This window comes from Pseudomonas sp. L5B5, assembly GCF_020520285.1.
Taxonomy (GTDB): Bacteria; Pseudomonadota; Gammaproteobacteria; order Pseudomonadales; family Pseudomonadaceae; genus Aquipseudomonas.
The window spans coordinates 2,796,494-2,815,854 of the sequence record NZ_CP084742.1 but is presented as its reverse complement, the minus strand read 5'-3'; the positions used below and the strand labels follow the sequence as shown (position 1 = coordinate 2,815,854).

Sequence of the window (19,361 nt, the reverse complement as noted above, 5' to 3'; positions counted from 1 at the left end):
AGCATGACCATCGAAACCTTCGCCTGGGTGCCCAAGGTGGAACCCGTGGGCACCGTTGAATTTCGCCTCAAGTCGGCCCGCTTCGGCGACGGCTACCAGCAGGTGGTCCAGGACGGGATCAACAACAAGACCCAGTCCTGGCCGCTGACCTTCGTCGGCGACGAAAGCCGGATCAAGCCAATCATCGCCTTCATCGACGCCCATCGCGGCGCGGCGCCGTTCTACTGGACCCCACCCCTGGGAGAACAGGGACTGTACCGCTGCAAGACCTACCAGCCCTCGCCGTTGGGCGCAGGGATGTACACCCTCAGCGCCACCTTTGAACAGGCCTTCCATCCATGACTCTCAGAACCATCAAGGCGGGCGCCCAGCCCAACGACGGCGGTGGCGACAACCTGCGCGCCGGTGCCCAGATCATCAATGAGAACTTTGCCGAGCTGGATCAGCGAGCGGCGCGGGCCAGTGCCCAGCTCAACTCGATCGAAACGGGGGCGACCAAAAACCGGCCGGATGCCGAGCTGCTGGCCCGCGCGAACCATACTGGCGCACAACTGGCCAGCACGATCAGTGACTTTTCGCCGGCAGTAAAGGCAATCCTCCAGCAATACGGGCTCGCGGAAAAAATCCGGGATATCCCCGAGGGGCAATTAAACGGTCTTTCCGTGAATACATTCACCTTTTGCAGGCCGGCTGGCGCAGGGGTTCTCCCTTCGCAGGTGAACCATTACGTCATTCATCTGCAACTCAACGATGCTGGATTCGCTGCGCAGCTCGCCATCAACTTCTTAAACGGCAAGTACTACAGCAGGATCAAGGACAACGGAACCTGGCAGTCAGCATGGACATCCGGCCTGTGGAAAGGTGATTTTGGATTTGGCGGCGATGCTCCTGCCCCTCCCGCGAGCGACTTCAACGGCCGGATAGGTTCCGGGTTTTATGGCTGGGCTGGTAGCTATGCTGGTGCCCCGAGGGCGGACGTGAACGGCGAATTCCTTATGCTTCAGGGGGCGGCAGTTGCTCAGCGAGCTACCCAACTTGCCCTGTCGCACGATTCGGACGAAGCGTGGTTCCGCCGTGATACTGGTGGTTGGCAGCCCTGGAAAAAGCTCCTGATGCAAGGTGACTTCGGTGTGGGTGCAAAAAATCTGCTCACCTGCATCGATGCAAACAACGTGGCGGAAAACGGCGAATTGCTGGTGTACCCAGGGACGCTAAACGGCCCAAATCCTGGCGTGTACGGAACGCTCAGGACGTCGTTCTACGACAAGAGCACCGGCAACTGGACGCAACTTATTCTTTCCACAGCTGGCGACAAGATGTTCTGTCGCGGCTGTATTAACGGTGGCATCCAGCCCTGGATGCGGATCAATGAAGAGTCGATAACGAACAGCAACGGGACTGCAGTCAAGTTCTCGGATGGGACCATGATGTGTTGGAAAGAGAGCTCAACCATCCAGACAACATCAAATCAAGTATCAACGGGCGTCTTTCTCGGCGCCGCCGAAATATTTACCTTTCCGGTTCCGTTCGTGACGATTGGGGTTGTCATTGCCTCTGTCTCGTACTCTGCATATGCCTATTGCTGGGGGGCGGTAGGAGAAGGGAACAACCCGAACCAGTGCCGAGTAGCTGGCTTCAGTCATGCGGCTAACGCTCAGTATCAAGCAAGATATCTAGCTGTGGGGAGGTGGCGATAATGGTCATCATCAAGTTTTCTCCCGTGTATACGGGCAAGTTTCCGCCTATCGAATCAGCCTCCGTCGAGGGTTACGCCATCACCATCAACGGCTCGACGTTCGACTTCTCACCGCTTGAGAAGGGCTACGAACTCTCACTTGAGGCCATCGGCTCCGAGTTGTTCGCCGACAAGGCCGTGATGTCCATCGATGGAACGCTCTCGGTGACATTGCTCATGCCCTACGACGAAGCCACGGCCACCGACGCCATCCGCTTCCCGGCACCCGTCACTGTCACCACAAACGGCCCGGTGGACATTCCCACCGATCACCCGGCGCCACCTCCTGAGATCCCAACCATCGAGGCCGACCATGGACTTCTCCCAGAGCAAGAAAACCTTCACTGAGCAGGATCGGAAAGCCAACGAGGCCCGGGAGTACCTGCGCCAGACCGACTGGCTGGTGGTACGCAAGCTGGAAACCGGCAAGGACGTCCCGGCAGACATCGCCGAGCAGCGTGCCCAGGCGCGTAGCCTGATCTAGGCGTAGCCACCGTCCATCCCACCCGCCAGCGAGCGGGTTTCTTTTTGCCTTGTGCAATGCCCTGGTGACCATCGTCGGACTGGCCTCCTGATCGGCTGCTCGTGACGGCGAGCTCCTCAGTACTCATTTTTAACAGGCTGTTCATCCATGACCCTCAGAACCATCAAGACGGGCGCCCAGCCCAACGATGGCACCGGCGACAACCTGCGCACCGGTGCCCAGATCATCAATGAGAACTTTGCCGAGCTGGATCAGCGAGCCGCGCAGGCCAGCGCCCAGCTCAGTTCGATCGAAACGGGTGCGACCAAAAACCGGCCGGATGCCGAGTTGCTGGATCGTGCGAACCATACCGGAGCGGACAAGCGAGTTATCGTCTCCGCCGGTTCCATTGACGACGTTAAAACCCCTGGCCTCTACGCGGTATTCGGTGCGAATAGCACGGCGCTGCCCGGTGCTCCAGTCCTGGACGGCGTACCTCGCGTAAACGCCATCCTGGATGTTCTTACAATCGGGAAACCTGAGGGAGATCCGCTGTACACCCTTCGGCAGGTATGGCGCGCTCCAGGAAAGGGCGGGCAAGTGTGGGAGCGAGGTCACGCCGCTGATGGATGGGGCGCGTGGCGAATGGTACTGATGCAGGGCGATTTCGGTCTCGGAGCAAAGGCGGATGCCACATTTCAGGGAACAAACCTCAACCCGGACACGTACCGGACTGGAGGGTATGTCGTCGGGCAATTCAACATCAGCCCTCATGGCCTAGTAACTGGCGTACTGATTACCCAGGCCGGTAGCAATACCACGGTATGCTCTCAGCAGTTCTATGACTGGGCCAACGGCCGCCAGTACAGTCGAGCGATGCAGAGCAATACATGGACAGAGTGGGTCGCATTTGTAGTTCGTGGAGACTACGGGCTGGGCGCCAGGTTCTTGCCGGAGCTTCCAGGGAACACCTTGAACGGCGCTGAAGCTTCCGGTCTCTATAAGTGGACCAACCTCAATACTGGCGCCCCAGCTGTTCGGCAGGGTGAGTTGATCAACCTGATGGGAGGCCCGAACTACGGGTTCCAGCTTGCCGGCTCCCATGAATCGGACGAATTGTGGTGGCGCAGGAAAACAGCTACCTGGCAACCATGGAAGAAGGTCGCCTTAGACGGAACTTACCTATCTAGAAATACTTCGCTCAATGGCGTGATAACCGATTTGAACTCAGTGACCAACCGACAAGTTCTTTGGGTTGATAGCTCAGTTTTGAATAGTCCGGTATCAGGGGACTGGTACGTTGAAGTTTTAGCTCTGGAAGAAGGGGGATCTTACGGTGGCTATGTGTTGCAACGAGCCACAAGCCTTGGTCCTGATGCTCCGGTATATGTTCGCAGAAGGATAGCGGGCACTTGGTACGGCTGGACACAGCAAGAAGGTCAGACCTCTCCAAGACTTTCTAACATGAATGTATTTACCGGAGGTGGTGTTTTTCGTTTCGACCCAAGCACAGCTGGCATTCCCGTGCCAAACATATGGGGAACTTGCCAGACTACAATGTTTGATTCGGTGAATTGGACCCAGATGGCGATCACTACTGATGGGTCGATCATGTGGACACGCGGTTGCGTGAATGGTGGAGTCCAGCCATGGGTTAGGCAAACTCCAGAATTTGTAAGTAACGCCAACGGAAGCGCCATCAAATATGCAGATGGCACCATGATTTGCTGGTTTGAATCCGCATCCAGAGGGATTGCCGGCGCTGCTAATGGTTCGATTTTCACTTCGCAACAGTACTTTTATACCTTTCCTGTGCCGTTTGTTACTTTCCCAATTGTTCACTGGTCAACAGGTTCATCATCTAATGGTGTGTGCTGGGCGAATCACGAATGGTCGAACACAACGCAAACTGTTGGTCGTATCAATGCTGCTATTTCAGGAATAGACGGATATCCACGTTACATGGCCATTGGGAGGTGGCGATAATGGTAAAAATTAAGTTTTCCCCTATTTACGCCCCAGACTGGAAGCGGCTGGAGTCGGTCGAAGTCGATGGGTACGTGATCACCATCAACGGCGCAACGTTCGACTTCTCACCGCTTGAGAAGGGCTACGAACTCTCACTTGAGGCCATCGGCTCCGAGTTGTTCGCCGACAAGGCCGTAATGTCCGTTGATGGAACGCTCTCGGTGACATTGCTCATGCCCTACGACGAAGCCACGGCCACCGACGCCATCCGCTTCCCGGCACCCGTCACTGTCACCACAAACGGCCCGGTGGATATTCCCACCGATCACCCGGCGCCACCTCCTGCGATCCCAACCATCGAGGCCGACCATGGACTTCTCCCAGAGCAAGAAAACCTTCACTGAGCAGGACCGGAAAGCCAACGAGGCCCGGGAGTACCTGCGCCAGACCGACTGGCTGGTGGTACGCAAGCTGGAAACCGGCAAGGACGTCCCGGCTGATATCGCTGAGCAGCGTGCCCAGGCGCGCCACCTGATCTAGGCGCAGCCACCGCCCATCCCACCCGCCAGCGAGCGGGTTTCTTTTTTCTTGAGGAAACACCATGCCGATCACGGCTGATATCCAGACCCTGGAGCCTGGCGCGTGGGTGGAGCTTTTCGAGCTCGACGCCACCAGCCTCGGCGCCGAACTCTATCGCTTTCACGGTTACCCCCAGCAGTCGTCGATCTTCTGGCAGGGGCTCGAGTACTCCCCCTGGCCGATCCAGGCCGAGGGTTTCGAAATGACCGGCAAGGGCTCACAGCCGACCCCGACCCTGTCGGTGGGCAACGTCGATGGTTTCATCACCGCCCTGGTGCTGTATTTCGAAGACCTGGTGGGGGCCCGGCTGATTCGCCACCGGACCCTGGGCAAGTACCTGGACGGCCAGCCCGAAGCCGACCCCGAGGAGGAGCTGGCGCCGGACATCTGGTACGTCGAGCGCAAGGTCGCCGAAGACAACGAGGTGGTGAAGTTCGAGTTGTCCAGCGCCCTGGACTTCAACGGTGTGCAGCTGCCGCGGCGGCAGATCGTCGCCAACGTCTGCTGGTGGCTCAGCTGCGGCGGTTATCGCGGCCCTTACTGCGGCTACAACGGTGGCCCGGTGGCGGACGTCAACGACGTGATCGTCACTGATGCGGCCAAGGATAAATGCGGCGGACGCCTGAGCAGCTGCAAGCTGCGCTTCGGCGAGAACAACCCGCTGCCCTACGGCTCGTTTCCTGCGGCGGGCCTGCTACGGAGTTGAACATGAACAAGGCCAACCTTGCGGCCATCGAGCGCCACGCCCTGGCCGAGTACCCGCGCGAATGCTGCGGGTTGCTGGTTCGCGAGGGGCGGCGGCGGGTCTATGTGCCGTGCCGCAATACCGCCGCGACCCCCAGCGAGCACTTTCGCCTGGCCCCCGAGGACTACGCGGCAGCGGAGGAGCGCGGCGAGGTGCTGGCGGTGATCCACAGCCATCCGGACTACCCGGCCACGCCCAGCGAGGCGGACCGGGTGGCCTGCGAGGCCTCCGGGCTGCCCTGGCACATTGTCCAGGTGCTGGCGGACGACGCCGGCCAGCCGCGCGTTGGCCAATGGGCCCAGCTGGCGCCCAGCGGCTACCAGGCACCGTTGATTGGCCGGGCCTTCGCCCATGGCGTGCACGACTGCCTGAGCATCCTCCTCGACTACTACCGGCGTGAGCTGGGCATCGAGTTGGGCAACTATTCGCGCGAGGACGGCTGGTGGGACAAGGGCGGCAACCTCTACCTGGAGCACCTGCCCGAGGCCGGTTTCGAGCGGGTAGGGGACCTGCGCCAGGGCGACGTGGTGCTGATGCAGATCCGCTCGCCGGTGCCCAACCACGCGGCAATCTACCTGGCCGATGGCGTGCTCAAGAGCGAGCCTGCGCACTATCCGGCGCCGGGCTCCATCCTGCACCACCTCTATGGCCGCGACAGCAAGCGCGACACCTATGGCGGCTACTGGGACGAGGTCACGGTCAGCATCTGGCGTCATCGCCAGCTCATGGCGCCGGCTTGAGGCCGCCGCCTTTCCCGGCTGCCAACCGGGAATCTTTCTTCCTGGGAGTCATGTGATGAATCAGCAAAAAGTCCGGGTCGTGCGTTTGTACGGATCCCTGGGAGCCCGCTTCGGCCGGGTGCATCGGTTGGCCGTGGGCAGCGCCTCGGAGGCGATCCGCGCCTTGTGCGTGCTGGTCCCGGGGTTCGAGGCCTTCTTGATGGAGTCCAAGGATCGCGGATTGACCTACTCGCTGTTTCTGGGACGCGACAACATCGGCCAGGACCGCCTGCATGCCCCCAGCGGCAGCAGCGATATCCGCATCGCTCCGCTGCTGATCGGCAGCAAGCGCTCGGGTGGGTTGCAGACCATCATCGGCGTGGCCCTGGTGGTGGCGGCCTCCTACTTCACTGGTGGCATGGCCGCTACTGGCAGTACTGCCTCAGGCCTGCTCGGCTCCGGTGCCTCTACTGGCTGGACCGTCGCGGCCAGCATGGGCCTGTCCCTGGCCATGGGCGGGGTGATGCAGATGATGTCGCCGCAGCTCAAGGGCCTGGGCGCCATGGACCGTCCCGACAATCGCGCCAACTACAGCTTCAACGGCCCGGTCAACACCACGGCCCAGGGCAACCCGGTGGGCCTGCTCTATGGCCAGTTGATCGTCGGCAGCTCGGTGATCAGCGCCGGCATCTATGCCCAGGACCAGCTCTGAAACAGCGGCCTGAGTTGTCCATCCAAACCCGCCCCGGCGGGTTTTTTATCGCCAGGAGAACCCCATGGGCTTGGCCGTAGAACCACAAAAGATGCAAACCGTGCTGCTGTCAGGCTCCCTGGCACGGCTGTTCGGGCGTGAGCACCGGGTGGCCATCAGCGCAGGCTTCAAGGATGTGATGGGTTACTTCCGGCAATTTCCGGGTTTTGAGCGCTACATGGTGCAGAGCGCCGACAAGGGCCTGCGCTTCGCCGTATTCAACGGCCGGCGCAACCTGTCCGAGACCGATATCCACCAGCCCCTGGGCAAGCAGGTGATCCGCATCGCCCCGGTGCTCGGCGGCTCCAAGCGCGCCGGAGGCTTGCAGACCATCCTTGGGGCGGTGCTGATGGCCGTGGCCTACTACAACCCTTTCGGCTTCCTCACCGGCCCGGCAGTCTCTTTCATGATGATGACCGGGGCGACCATGGTGATGGGCGGCGTGATGCAGATGCTCGCCCCCATGCCCAAGGGCCTTGGCGCCCAGGAGCGCCCGGAAAACCGCCCCAACTACAGCTTCAACGGGCCGGTCAACACCACGGCCCAGGGCAATCCGGTGGGCCTGCTCTATGGCCAGCTGACCATCGGCAGCACCGTGATCAGCTCCGGTATCTACGCCCAGGACCAACTCTGAGCACTCCCCGTCTTCCACCTGCCTGCGATGCCGCGGGCCTCATTTCGCCTGAAGGAAAGCCATGACCGACCACATTCTCGCCGGTAGCAAGGGCGGCGGTGCCAAGCCGCCTCGTCCGTCCGTGGAAGCTCCGGACAGCCTGCACAGCACGGCCTATGCCCGCATCCTCGACCTTGTCAGCGAAGGCGAGATCGTGGGCCTGAAGAACGGCAAGCGCTCGGTGTTCCTCAACGAGACGCCCCTGGCCAACGCCGACGGCAGCCTGAACTTCTCCGGGGTCAGCCTCGAAACCCGCAACGGCAGCCAGGACCAGAGCTACATCCCGGGCTTCCCGGCGGTGGAAAACGAGTCCCCGGTGGCCGTGGAACTGCGCAGCGACCAACCCTGGACCCGGGCCATCACCAACCTGCAACTGTCGGCGGTGCGCATCCGCCTGGCGGTCTCGCGCCTGGCGCAGACCAACACCAGCAACGGCGACACCAACGGCTACACGGTGAGTTATGCCATCGACCTGTCCACCGACGGCGGGGCTTTTGTCCAGGTGCTGGAATCGGCCTTCAGCGGCAAGAGCTCCAGCAAGTACGAGCGCTCCCACCGGGTCGACCTGCCAGCGGCCAAGGCCGGCTGGAGCGTGCGCGTACGGAGGCTGACCGCGAACTCCAGCAGTGGGGCGATCGCCGATACCACCAGCGTGGAATCCATCACTGACGTGATCGACGCCAAGTTGCGCTACCCGGGTTCGGCGATCATCGGCCTGCAGTTCGATGCCTCGCAGTTCCAGTCGATCCCCAATCGCTCCTTCGAATTGCAGGGGCGGATCCTGCGCGTGCCGAGCAACTACGACCCGCTCACCCGGGCCTACAGCGGCGTGTGGGACGGCACCTTCAAGTCGGCCTGGACCGACAACCCCGCCTGGATCTACTACGACCTGCTGCTGCACCAGCGTTATGGCCTGGGGCACCTGCTCAACGCCGCCCAGGTGGACAAGTGGGAGCTGTACCGCATCGGCCAGTACTGCGACCAGCCGGTGTCCGATGGCAAGGGCGGCACCGAGCCGCGCTTCACCTGCAACCTCTACCTCTCGGTACGCGCCGATGCGCTGAAGGTGCTGCAGGACCTGGCCACCACCTTCCGGGGCATGGCCTATTGGGGCGCGGGCTCGGTGATGGCGGTGGCCGACATGCCGGAAGACCCGGTGTACACCTACAGCAACGCCAACGTGATCGATGGCAAGTTCGTCTACGCAGGTTCTGCAAAAAAGACCCGCTACAGCGTGGCCCTGGTGAGCTGGAACGACCCGGCGGATTTCTACCGGCAGAAGGTGCAGTACGTCGACGATCCGGAAGGCATCGCCCGTTATGGCGTGCAGCAGACCGAGATCACCGCCACCGGCTGCACTTCCCAGGCCCAGGCCCAGCGCATCGGCAAATGGGCGCTGCTGACCAACCGCCTGGAAACCGAAAGCGTGAGTTTTTCCGTGGGCCTGGACGGCACCCTGGTGCGTCCGGGACAGGTCATCCGCGTGGCAGACAACGACCGTGCCGGGCGGCGCATCGGCGGGCGCCTGCGCTCGGCGACCCTGGACGCCCTGGTGCTGGATGCCGACGTCAAGGCCTACCCCGGCGATACCCTGACCCTGATCCTGCCCACCGGCAAGGCGATCTCCCGGGTGATCAAGTCCGTGGGTTACCCACTGACCTGGGACAGCACCGGCATCACTTGGGACAGCGGCGCGATCACCCTCGACACCACCGGCTTTCCCGCTGAAGTGCAGCGCGTGATGCTGGAGAAAAAGCTCGAGGAACTGCCACCGGTGCACTCGATGTGGGCCATCGACTCGCCGACCCTGGCGGTCCAGCAGTTTCGCGTGCTGTCGGTGGCCGAGGACTTCTCCGACTCGGCGATCAGGTACAGCATCAGCGCGGTCAAGCATGTCACCGGCAAGTTCGCGGCGATCGACAACGGCGCGCGGATCGACCAGCCACCGGTGACCGTGATCCCGCCGAGCGTGCAGAACCCGCCGAAGAACGTGCGGGTACGCAACGACCACTTCGTCGACCAGGGCAGTGCGGTCAGCGTCATGACCATTGACTGGGAACGTCCGGACAACGCCATCGCCTACGAGGTGCACTGGCGCAAGAACGATGGCGAATGGGTGTTCGCCGGGCGCACCGGGGGCAGCTCCTTCGACGTCAGCGGCATCTATGCCGGGCGCTACGTAGCCAAGGTCCGGGCGATCAACGCCCTGGACATCGGCTCGGTGTTCGCCACCTCGGTCGAGACCGTGCTCAACGGCAAGACCACGCCGCCGCCGATGGTGGCTTCCTTCAACGCCGAGTCGATCGTGTTCGGCATCAAGCTCAAGTGGAGCATCCCGGCCGGGCTGAGCACCGCCGACCTGCAACGGACCGAGATCTGGTACAGCCAGGGCAGCGACGTGGCCACCGCCACCAAGTTCGGCGACTACGCCTACCCGCAGACCGACCTGACCATCATGGGGTTGGCCGCTGGTGTGCGGTTCTTCTTCTGGGCGCGCCTAGTGGACAAGATCGGTAACCAGGGTGCTTTCCATGGGCCGATCAACGGACAGTCATCCTCGGATGCCGGGCCGATCCTCGAATACCTCAGCGACAAGATCAGCGAGACGCAACTGAGCCAGCACCTGCTGAAGAAGATCGAGTCCGGCGGCGGCGCCCAGGTCGAAGTCGAGACCATGAAGCGCGAGCTGGCGGCGATGTACTCGATCAAGACGCAACTGACGGTGGATAACAAACCCTATCTGGCGGGGATTGGTGTCGGGGTCGAAAACGATAAGGGCGTCATTACCAGCCAGGTATTGGTTGCGGCTAATCGGTTTGCGGTTGTCGATCCTAATACTGCCAAGGCGATATCCCCGTTTGTTATTCAGAATGGTAGTACCTATATAGACTCTGCATATATTGCTAAGGGTTCGATAACCACTGCTCACATTGGTGGGTATATCGAGTCTGATGATTATAAGGCAGGTAGTCGAGGTTGGCGTTTGGATAAGGCGGGGAACCTTGAATTTAATGGACCTATATCTGGTGGTGGTCATCTAAGTATAACTAATCGCTCAATCAAGGTTGTCGATTCTAATGATAGGCTTCGAGTGCATATAGGGGACTTGACAGCATGAGTTTCGGGTTTGCGATATATGACTCTGATCAGAAGCTCGTTAACACGATGACTGGTCAGTCTTTACGTGTGGTAGAGCGTTTTTCAGTCGGAAAAATTGAGGCTGGAGAAAAAAGCGTACCCGGTTATGGGCCACATAATGCGTACGTATACTCTATACCTAAAGGAGATCCTTCACAGGTTGGTGTCTCGGTATATCTCATGGATGGGAAAATAGTCTGGAGTTACGCTTGGTATTATCGACCAGCCTATATGTGCCCTAGCGAAATAGTTTTGGTGGTAAAAAAATGAACTATGGGATGATTATAAAAAATCCTGATGGAGATACTCTCGTAGACTCTAACTTTCTTAATTATTCTCTAGGTTCTTCAGGAGTAACGGACTGTGGGGTTGGCGTTACTCAAGTTTCATTCAAGGCTTCTATCAACTCGGCTAATCTACCTATCATTTGTGTTGCTCAGTGGTCAGGGGCAGGACTGATTGGGGGTATTACCGTTTTAGGTGCGCCTGGAGCTTGGACGGGAATTTCAGTCAGGGTAAGAGGCGCAGCAATCAAGTTGGATTGGCAAGTATATGCCACCGACTTGCCTCCTGGAGAACGATGGACACTTTCTGTCTTCAATGAAAAGGATAAATGTGTATTTGATGCTGGCCGGAGAATGCTCACGTTTTCAGGAGAAATATCCGGAGAAACATCTGGCTGGGTTAAAGCTGGTGGAAGCCCGTTTGTTAACGGTCGTGACGATTTATTTCACTATGGGACGTCGCCGGTTAAGAATGGTCAGTATGTTGCATTAGGCTTGCTGGCGTTCGCTTTTTTTGGGCTCACCAATAGTAACTTTGGTCCGGTTTCTGTGGTGACTGAAGTGGGTTTTGGGTGGGAGTCTGCAGGCAGGCCTTTACTTTTTTTAGAGTCGTTTATGGATGCTCCGGCAGGGACGTTTCCCTACGGAATCCCAGGGGCCGTATTCTTTGACTTACCTTCGATGCCGATTCTAAATATTTGAATTTTATATGCTTTATTGAAATCTCAGGTCTGATGAATATCAGTTGAAAAAACTTTGTGTCGAGGGTGGATCCCTGCTTTTTTTAGATTGGTGTTATTTCGGCTCCAATGTATTGGGCGTCGTGGAATTATGTAAAGGGCTTTGTAGACGTTCTTTTTTGCGGGGCTTGGCTCTCCACATAGCGCAGGGATATCCATTTGGAACATAAATGATTTATGGGGCTTTAATAGTTATTAGGAAACCTGATGAATATTACCGCTGTTGCCAAACAGCTGCGTAATCAATGTCCGAGTATTGCCGAACATGTGATAGCAGGTCCGGTACCTGCAGCAGCTGCCATATCCTCCCTCGTAGTTGCTTACATTCTGCCTGTAGCGGACCTCGCCACCCCCTCCACCGCACAAAACACCTTCCACCAAACCATCCGCGACCGCTTCGAAGTCGCCTTGCTCCTCGATGCCACCAACCCGCAACAGGCCCTGGACCAGCTCCATGACCTGCGGGCCGAGGTCTGGCGCGCGTTGGTGGGTTTCAAGCCTGGGGCCGAGTACAGCCCGATCCAGTACGAGGGCGGTGAGCTGGTGCCTGTAGGCAACGAGCGGTTGCTCTATCGCCTGCGCTTCTTCGCCGAGTTCCAGTTGGGGCGCAATCGTTCCGGGCAGCCGGCGGAAACCTGGCATGAGCGTGAACTCGACGGCTTGCCGTCCTTTACCGGGGTCACGGTGCGGGTCGATGCCATCGATCCGGCGGACCCCAATTTGAAAAGCCCGGGTCCCGATGGGCGCCTGGAGCTGACTTTCTCAGGAGAGCTGAAGCAATGAGCAAACGCATCACTGTGCTGCCGGCCGCTGGCCGTGCCGTACCCGATCCGGAAGCAGGCGACCTGCTGCCGGCCGCCGGCCGTGAAGTCACGGACAACGCCTGGTGGCGTCGCCGTTTGGCCGATGGCGATATCACCATCAACGCCGTGCAAGCGGCACAACCGAAGGGAGCCCAATAATGGCGATCGGATTCAGCAATATCCCCGCGGACATTCGTGTTCCGCTGTTCTATGCCGAGATGGATAACTCGGCGGCCAATAGCGCTTCGTCGGCCATGCGCCGCCTGATCGTCGCCCAGGTCAACGACAACGTGCCCGCCAGCGACGTGGGCAAGCTGGTGCTGGTGTCCAGCGTGGCCTTGGCCAAGAGCATCGGCGGCCAGGGTTCGATGCTGGCCTCCATGTACGAGACCTTCCGCAAGACCGACCCGGTCGGCGAGATCTGGTGCCTGCCGTTGCACAACAGCGAAGGCAGCGTGGCCAAGGGCACTTTGACCCTGACCGGCAGCGCCACCGAGAGCGGCGTGCTCAACCTCTATGTGGGCGGCGTGCGGGTCCAGGCCGCCATCGTCAAGGGCGCCACCGCGGCCCAGGCGGCCACCGCCCTGGTGCAGAAGATCAACACCTCGGCCGACCTGCCGCTGAGCGCCAGCGCCGCCGAAGGCGTGGTGACCCTGAACGCCAAATGGACCGGCGACAGCGGCAACGACATCAGCCTGCAGCTCAATCGCCTGGGCAAGAGCAACGGCGAGAGCACCCCGGAAGGCCTGGCGATCGTCATCGGCAAGATGGCCGGTGGTGCCGGCGTGCCTGACCAGGTAGCCGCGGTCGCCGCCCTGGGCGACGAGCCGTTCGAGTTCATCTGCATGCCCTGGACCGACGTCGCCAGCCTCAACACCTGGCAAGCGGTCATGGATGACAGCGTGGGTCGCTGGTCCTGGGCCAAGCAGCTGTTCGGCCATGTCTACACCGCCAAGCGCGGCACCGTGGGCACCCTGGTCGCCGCCGGGCAGGCGCGCAACGACCAGCACATGACCATCCAGGCCCTGGAACCGGGCGTTCCGCAACCGGCCTGGGTCCAGGCTGCGGCACTGGCCGCGCGCACCGCGGTGTTCATCTCCGCCGATGCCAGCCGTCCGACCCAGAGCGGCAGCCTGCCGGGCCTGGACCCGGCCGCGGCCAGCGAGCGTTTCACCCTGACCGAGCGCCAGTCGCTGCTCAACTACGGCATCGCCACCGCCTACTACGAAGGTGGCTACGTGCGCATCCAGCGTTCGATCACCACCTACCAGAAGAACGCGTTCGGCCAGGCGGACAACTCCTACTTGGACAGCGAGACCCTGCACCAGTCGGCCTACATCGTGCGCCGCCTGCAAGGCGTGATCACCAGCAAGTACGGGCGCCACAAGCTGGCCGCCGACGGCACCCGCTTCGGCGCCGGCCAGCCGATCGTCACCCCGAGCACCATTCGCGGCGAGCTGATCGCCCAGTACGCCAAGCTGGAGCTGGAAGGCCATGTGGAAAACGCCGAGCTGTTCGCCGAGCACCTGGTGGTGGAACGCGATGCCCGGGACCCGAGCCGGATCAACGTGCTGTTCCCGCCGGACTACATCAACGGCCTGCGAGTGTTCGCGCTGCTCAACCAGTTCCGCCTGCAGTACGACAACGTCGCCTGAACGCACGTTCGACTGTGAATCCAGCCCACCTTGCGTGGGCTTTTTATTGAAGGGAGAAACACCATGGGTCAAGTGATTGCGGGCACCTGCTACGTCAAGGTCGACGGTGCTCAACTGACGATCAACGGCGGCTGCGAGGCGCCGCTGATGTCCACCAAGCGTGAAACCGTCGTGCCGGGTTTCTACAAGGAAGTCGAGGTCACGCCGACGTTCAAGGTCACGGCGCTGCACACCCCGGACTTCCCGCTCAAGCAGCTGGTGGCCGGCACCGACATGACCGTCACCTGCGAATTCAACAACGGCAAAGTCTTCGTCCTGGCCGGCGCCTACCTGGTGGACGAGCCGGTATCCAAGGGCGACGACGCCAGCATCGCGCTGGTGTTCAACGGCGTGAAGGGGACCTGGCAATGACTCAAGTCGTGAAGCTGCAAGTGGCCATCGAGGCCCACGGCGAATCGCTCGACGAACTGACCCTGCGCCGCCCGACGGTGCAGGAGGTACGCAGCATCAAGGCGCTGCCGTACCGGATCGACAAGAGCGAGGAAGTGAGCCTGGACATGGATGTCGCGGCCAAGTACATCGCGGTCTGCGCCGGTATCCCACCGTCTTCGGTGAACCAGCTGGACCTGGCCGACCTCAACGGCCTGAGCTGGGCGGTCGCGAGTTTTTTCATGAGTGCGGCGTCGCAGCCATCGGCGACCTGATCGCGGCCGCCTATGACCTGGCCTGGTTCTGGAAGGTTGACCCCGAACAGATGATGGCCAGGCCACTGGATGTGCTCCGTGAATCACTGGAGCACGCGCAACGGATCAATGCGATGCAGCAGGTGCAGTGATGGCGAACATTCAACAAAGCATGAGCCTGACGAACATCCAGACCACGGTGCACATGTCCGTGGTGGTGCTCGGCGCGCAGAAGCTCGAAGCCCAGATGTCGGGGATCCGCGCCAGGGTCGGCGCCTTCAAGAAGAGCATCGAGGACAGCGGCCTCGGCTCCCTGGACCTGGGCGGCTTCATCAAGGGCGGCGGTCTGCTGGAACCGTTCATCCATGGCATCAAGCAGGCGATCAAGGCCGAGGACGACCTGCAAGCCAGCAGCCAGCAGCTCACCGGCCTCAAGGCCCCCGAAGTCCCGCTGGGGGAAACCTCGGCCCACCTCAAGCAGTTCGACGACGCACTGCAAGGGGTGTCGCTGAAGATGGGCCAGGCGCTGCTGCCGGCGGTCAACCAGCTGATCACCGGGCTAACGCCGCTGATCAGCAGTGTCGGTGCCTTCGTTGCCGACAACCCGGCCCTAGTGGAAGGCTTGGCCGCAGCGGCCGTGGCCTTCACCGTGGTCACCACCGGGGCCATGGGCCTGGCGGCGGTGGTCGGCCTGCTGGCCTCGCCGGTGGGTATCGTGGCGGCGGCGATCGCCGTGGCCGCCGGCTTGATCGTGGCCTACTGGGAGCCGATCTCGGGGTTCTTCAGCGGGATCTGGAACAGCATGCAGGCGGCCGTAGACACGGCCTTCGCCACCTTCGAGCGGCTGTTCGGCTGGAACCCGCTGCAAGCGCTGGCCGGTGCCTGGGGCGCGATCTCGGGGTTCTTCTCCGGGCTCTGGACCTCGGTGGTCGGCGAAGCGACCGGGGCCTGGGCGCCGCTCAGTGAGTTCTTCAGTGGCTTGTGGCAGGGCATCCAGGCCCTGGCGCTGCCGCTGCTGGATGTCTTCAAGACCCTGTTTTCCTGGAGCCCGCTGGGGCTGGTGATCGATAACTGGCAGCCATTGACCGGGTTGTTCTCGGCGCTGTGGGAGCTGTTGCGGGCACTGTCGGTGCCGGTCATGAGCTTCTTCAAGACCTTGTTCGACTGGTCGCCCCTGGGCCTGGTGATCAATCACTGGCAGCCACTGCTGGGCTTCTTCGGGCAATGCTGGGATGGTTTGCGGGCCCTGGCTGAGCCGGTGCTGGGGTTCTTCAAGACCCTGTTCGACTGGTCGCCCTTGGGGCTGGTGATCAATCACTGGCAGCCACTGCTGGGCTTCTTCGGGCAGTGCTGGGATGGCCTGCGGGCCCAGGCGGAACCGGTGCTGGGGTTCTTCAAGACCCTGTTCGACTGGTCGCCCCTGGGGCTGGTGATCAATAACTGGCAACCCCTGATGGGCTTCTTTTCGGCCACCTGGGACCAGCTGCTGGCACTGAGCGCGCCGGTGGGCGAGTTCTTCCGGGCGTTGTTCGACTGGTCGCCAATGCCGTTGATCAATGCGGCCTGGGAGCCCGTGGCCGGATTCTTCAGCGGTTTGTGGGATTCGTTGCTGGCGATCACGGCGCCGGTCCAGGGGTTCTTCCAGGAGCTGTTCAACTGGTCGCCCATGGACATGGTCACGGCCAACTGGCAGCCGATCGCGGACTGGTTCTCGGCGTTCTGGGACAAGCTCCAGGGCACCCTGGGCGGCATCCGGGAAATGCTCGGCGGCAGCTTCGGCGGCTTCATCGCCAAGATCACCGGCAAGGTCGAAGGCCTGACCGACGCGCAGCAGCGGACCAACGCCGAAGGCAAGGGCCAGCTGGCCCCGGCGTTCTTCGGCGCCGAGGCCTCGCCGGCAGCGCGCAACCTGAACCAGGGCTCCGGCGCGTTGGTGCAGCAGAGTGCGGCCAACAACCGCACGCAGCTCGAAGGCGGCCTGACGGTGCGCTTCGAAAACGCCCCGGCGGGCATGCGCACCAGCCAGCCGCAGACAAACCAGCCCGGCCTGGCGGTGACTCCGCGCATCGGCTATCGCTCACTTTCCCTAGGAGGTTCCAATGAGCTGGCGTGATCGGTTGTTGCCGGCGTCGTTTCGCGGCGTCGGTTTCTGGGTCGACCAGGCCAAGACCCCGGTCGGCCAGAAGGGCCAGTTGCATGAGTACCCCCAGCGCAACCAGCCCTTCTACGAAGGACTCGGCCAGCAGGCCAAGGTCCACGACCTGACGGCCTTCATCGTGGGCGAGAACTGCCTGGAGCAGCGCGACCAGTTGCTCCAGGCGCTGGAGCAGGGGGCCGGGGAACTGGTGCACCCCTGGCTGGGGCGGATGCAGGTCAAGGTCGGCGAGTGCGAAATGACCCATACCCGCCAGGACGGCGGCCTGGTGACGTTCGCCCTCAAGTTCCATCCCGACCAGCCGCTGCTGTTCCCCACGGCGGTGGTCAACTCCCGCGAGCAGTTGCTGGTGGCCGCCGACAGCCTGCTGGGATCGGCAGTACGGCGCTTCGAGGAGGTCATCAGCCTGATCAAGGCCGCACGGATCGCGGTCAAGGAACTGCGTGACTGCCTCAAGGATGTCTACGCCGTGATCGAGCACGAGTTCAAGGAACTGATCGACACCTACAAGGACCTGCGCCAACTGGTGCTGGCGCTCAAGGAATTGCCCCGGGAGGTCAGCGCCGAGTTCAAGGGCTTGCTCAAGGACATCCGCGAGCTCAAGGATTTCGCCCGCGAAGGCTATCGCGGGGTACTGGCCAATGCCTCGCAGCAGGTCGAGGCGGCGAAGAAGATCGACACGCCCAAGCTCACCACCGGCAAGGATACGGTGGCCGCGGCCCAGGCCATGGCCAACCTGGTGCAGGACATGCTGCTGGTGAAGCTCGGCTACAAGGTCGCGCAGATGCCAGCGGCGGCGCCGGTGGTCAAGCTCAACTCCACGCCTTCGGTGGCCCAGCAGGCGGTCCAGCCGGTACGCCGCCTGGATGTGCCGGTGGCCGAGGATGTGCTGAGCCTGCGCGATGCCCTCAACGAGGTGATCTGGCAGGCCGCGCTCAAGGCCGATGCCCTGCATTACCAGGCGCTCAACAGCCTGCGCCAACAGCTGTTCGGCCATCTCACGGCGGTGTCGTCCACCGGGGTGCGGCTGCTGACCCTGTCGCCCAAGCAGAGTCTGCCGGCCCTGGTGGTGGCCTACCAGCGGTTTGGCGACGCCACTCGGGTGGGCGAGGTGAGCCAGCGCAACAAGGCGGTGCATCCGGGCTTCTTGCCGCCGGCCGACCTGAAAATCGCCGAGGTGTAGGCCATGAACCCAGCACAAGATGCCGTCACCCTGACCGTTGACGGCCTGGACTACGGCGGCTGGAAAAGCGTCGAGATCAGTGCGGACCTGGAGCGCCAGTTCCGCAGCTTCAGCCTCAACATCACCTGGCAGTGGCCGGGGCAACTGGAGGTCAAGCCGATCAAGCCCGGCTCGCGCTGCCAGGTGCGCATCGGCAGCGACCTGGTGCTCACCGGCTACGTGTACAAGGCGCCGGTCAGCTATGACGCGCACCAGGTCAGCCTGAGTATCGAAGGCAGCTCGCTGACCCAGGACCTGGCCGACTGCGCGGCCATCAACCGCCCGAGCCAGTGGCAGGAGCAGAGCCTGTTGAGCATCGTCCAGGCCCTGGCGGGCGCCTATGGCGTGGGCGTGGTCAGCGAGATCCCGCAGACCGCCAAGCTCGGCAAGCACAGCATCGTGCCCGGGGAGACGGTGTTCCAGTCCATCGACCGGTTGCTGACCCTGTACCGGGTGTTCTCCACCGACGATGCCGAGGGCCGGGTGCTGCTGGCCAAGCCTGGCAGCAGCGGGCGGGCCAGCGATGCTCTGGAGCTGGGCAAGAACATCCTGTCGGCCAATGCGCCGATGGATTTCAGCCAGGTGTTCTCCGAGTACCGGGTCATCGGCCAGCACAAGGGTAGCGACCAGAAAAGCGGTGCTGCGGTCGCCGAGGTTTCGGGCCAGGCCCGGGACCCGAGCATGGCGCGCAAGCGGGTCACGGTGATCAGCGAAAGCGCGCAGCTGACCGCTGAACTGGCCCAGCAACGGGCCGACTGGGAGAGCGCCACCCGCATGGGCAAGGCGCTGACCACCACTTACCGGGTCCAGGGCTGGCGCCAGGGCAACGGCGACCTGTGGCGGCACAACACCCTGGTGCGGGTGATCGACAAGGTCCTGGGCTTCGACCAGGACATGCTGATCTCCAAGGTCACCTATTCGCTCTCCGAACAGGGTTCGATCACCACCTTGCAAGTGGCGCCGCCACACACCTTCGACGCCAACCCCGTCCCCGCGAAAACCTGAGCCGCCCCTGGCGGCGTACAGGCCACCGGGACCCGCCATCGCC

The 19,361-nt window shown here is 61.8% G+C and carries 21 protein-coding genes; all 21 read left to right on the top strand.

Translation table 11 applies throughout. The annotated features are described in order from the left end of the window. The first annotated feature begins 3 nt into the window (after nt 1-3). The 21 genes from LGQ10_RS12950 (at nt 4) to LGQ10_RS12850 (ending at nt 19,318) form a co-directional block, all read left to right on the top strand. Nucleotides 4-342 carry a phage tail protein gene (locus LGQ10_RS12950; RefSeq protein WP_058436285.1) on the top strand — a complete coding sequence of 113 codons (339 nt, stop codon included), beginning with the start codon at nt 4-6 and terminating at the stop codon, nt 340-342. After that, nucleotides 339-1,697, top strand: coding sequence for a pyocin knob domain-containing protein (locus LGQ10_RS12945; RefSeq protein ID WP_226525777.1), 1,359 nt, complete (start codon nt 339-341; stop codon nt 1,695-1,697). Before LGQ10_RS12950 ends, LGQ10_RS12945 begins: the two co-directional genes overlap by 4 nt. Then, nucleotides 1,697-2,083: a hypothetical protein gene (locus LGQ10_RS12940; protein WP_226525776.1), complete on the top strand. Its 387-nt coding sequence runs from the start codon at nt 1,697-1,699 to the stop codon at nt 2,081-2,083. The genes LGQ10_RS12945 and LGQ10_RS12940 overlap by 1 nt, the downstream gene beginning before the upstream one ends. Beyond that, nucleotides 2,049-2,219, top strand: coding sequence for a hypothetical protein (locus LGQ10_RS12935; protein ID WP_226525775.1), 171 nt, complete (start codon nt 2,049-2,051; stop codon nt 2,217-2,219). Before LGQ10_RS12940 ends, LGQ10_RS12935 begins: the two co-directional genes overlap by 35 nt. Nucleotides 2,220-2,366: 147 nt before the next feature. Then, nucleotides 2,367-4,184, top strand: coding sequence for a hypothetical protein (locus tag LGQ10_RS12930; RefSeq protein WP_226525774.1), 1,818 nt, complete (start codon nt 2,367-2,369; stop codon nt 4,182-4,184). Continuing rightward, nucleotides 4,184-4,570 (top strand): hypothetical protein, encoded by a 387-nt coding sequence (locus tag LGQ10_RS12925; protein WP_226525773.1) that lies wholly within the window; start codon nt 4,184-4,186, stop codon nt 4,568-4,570. Before LGQ10_RS12930 ends, LGQ10_RS12925 begins: the two co-directional genes overlap by 1 nt. Further along, nucleotides 4,536-4,706 carry a hypothetical protein gene (locus tag LGQ10_RS12920; RefSeq protein WP_226525772.1) on the top strand — a complete coding sequence of 57 codons (171 nt, stop codon included), beginning with the start codon at nt 4,536-4,538 and terminating at the stop codon, nt 4,704-4,706. Before LGQ10_RS12925 ends, LGQ10_RS12920 begins: the two co-directional genes overlap by 35 nt. Before the next feature lie 61 nt (nt 4,707-4,767). Then, complete coding sequence (locus tag LGQ10_RS12915) at nt 4,768-5,451, top strand: phage minor tail protein L (protein WP_058436286.1); 684 nt, start codon at nt 4,768-4,770, stop codon at nt 5,449-5,451. Nucleotides 5,452-5,453: 2 nt separating this feature from the next. Further along, nucleotides 5,454-6,230 carry a C40 family peptidase gene (locus tag LGQ10_RS12910; RefSeq protein ID WP_226525771.1) on the top strand — a complete coding sequence of 259 codons (777 nt, stop codon included), beginning with the start codon at nt 5,454-5,456 and terminating at the stop codon, nt 6,228-6,230. A gap of 55 nt (nt 6,231-6,285) precedes the next feature. Continuing rightward, nucleotides 6,286-6,921, top strand: coding sequence for a tail assembly protein (locus tag LGQ10_RS12905; protein WP_226525770.1), 636 nt, complete (start codon nt 6,286-6,288; stop codon nt 6,919-6,921). Between the two features lie 64 nt (nt 6,922-6,985). After that, entirely contained in the window at nt 6,986-7,594 is a 609-nt protein-coding gene (locus LGQ10_RS12900) for a tail assembly protein (protein ID WP_226525769.1), read from the top strand. Between the two features lie 61 nt (nt 7,595-7,655). After that, on the top strand, nt 7,656-10,751 hold the full coding sequence (locus LGQ10_RS12895) for a host specificity protein J (protein ID WP_226525768.1): 3,096 nt from the start codon (nt 7,656-7,658) through the stop codon (nt 10,749-10,751). Nucleotides 10,752-11,037: 286 nt separating this feature from the next. Further along, a complete protein-coding gene (locus LGQ10_RS12890; protein ID WP_226525767.1) occupies nt 11,038-11,757 on the top strand; it encodes a hypothetical protein in 720 nt (239 codons plus the stop codon). 245 nt (nt 11,758-12,002) lie between these two features. Next, nucleotides 12,003-12,578, top strand: coding sequence for a hypothetical protein (locus tag LGQ10_RS12885; protein WP_226525766.1), 576 nt, complete (start codon nt 12,003-12,005; stop codon nt 12,576-12,578). Beyond that, nucleotides 12,575-12,757, top strand: coding sequence for a DUF2635 domain-containing protein (locus LGQ10_RS12880; RefSeq protein WP_058435841.1), 183 nt, complete (start codon nt 12,575-12,577; stop codon nt 12,755-12,757). Before LGQ10_RS12885 ends, LGQ10_RS12880 begins: the two co-directional genes overlap by 4 nt. After that, complete coding sequence (locus LGQ10_RS12875) at nt 12,757-14,253, top strand: phage tail sheath subtilisin-like domain-containing protein (protein ID WP_226525765.1); 1,497 nt, start codon at nt 12,757-12,759, stop codon at nt 14,251-14,253. Before LGQ10_RS12880 ends, LGQ10_RS12875 begins: the two co-directional genes overlap by 1 nt. Before the next feature lie 63 nt (nt 14,254-14,316). Further along, entirely contained in the window at nt 14,317-14,664 is a 348-nt protein-coding gene (locus tag LGQ10_RS12870) for a phage tail tube protein (protein WP_022642610.1), read from the top strand. After that, complete coding sequence (locus LGQ10_RS12865; RefSeq protein WP_058435843.1) at nt 14,661-14,957, top strand: phage tail assembly protein; 297 nt, start codon at nt 14,661-14,663, stop codon at nt 14,955-14,957. The genes LGQ10_RS12870 and LGQ10_RS12865 overlap by 4 nt, the downstream gene beginning before the upstream one ends. A gap of 130 nt (nt 14,958-15,087) precedes the next feature. After that, a complete protein-coding gene (locus tag LGQ10_RS12860; protein WP_226525764.1) occupies nt 15,088-17,049 on the top strand; it encodes a phage tail protein in 1,962 nt (653 codons plus the stop codon). Further along, on the top strand, nt 17,036-18,274 hold the full coding sequence (locus tag LGQ10_RS12855) for a DNA circularization protein (RefSeq protein WP_058438105.1): 1,239 nt from the start codon (nt 17,036-17,038) through the stop codon (nt 18,272-18,274). Before LGQ10_RS12860 ends, LGQ10_RS12855 begins: the two co-directional genes overlap by 14 nt. 3 nt (nt 18,275-18,277) lie before the next feature. Continuing rightward, nucleotides 18,278-19,318, top strand: a complete 1,041-nt coding sequence (locus LGQ10_RS12850) for a phage baseplate assembly protein (RefSeq protein WP_226525763.1) — start codon at nt 18,278-18,280, stop codon at nt 19,316-19,318. Nucleotides 19,319-19,361: the final 43 nt, after the last annotated feature.